General features: G+C 53.0%; 1 protein-coding gene. It reads right to left on the reverse strand.

Annotated elements, in window-relative coordinates:
- A partial coding sequence (locus ACGF49_RS25325) for an ImcF-related family protein (protein ID WP_387493577.1) occupies positions 1-234 on the reverse strand: 234 nt, incomplete at both ends.

A 234-nucleotide genomic window follows, 5' to 3' on the forward strand; every position in this document is an offset into this window, starting at 1 on the left:
GCTGTCCATAACGGTGAGGTCGATCAACTGGTCGTCCTGCTTGACGAAGTAGTTGTTCAGGCCGTTTATCGTCAGGAACTGCGGGATAATCAGTTGCTTGTCATTATTGGCGATAAAGAGGCGGTCAAAGCTCGGGCCAATCTGGTCGCGCAGGTTGAGGGGGGGCGGCAGTGAATCCTGGGCTTTAATGCGCAGGTTCTGGTAGACCCGTTGATAAATAGAGAGCTGACTCAG

The sequence above is a fragment of the Photorhabdus sp. RM96S genome (assembly GCF_042879335.1).
Taxonomy (GTDB): domain Bacteria; phylum Pseudomonadota; class Gammaproteobacteria; order Enterobacterales; family Enterobacteriaceae; genus Photorhabdus; species Photorhabdus kayaii.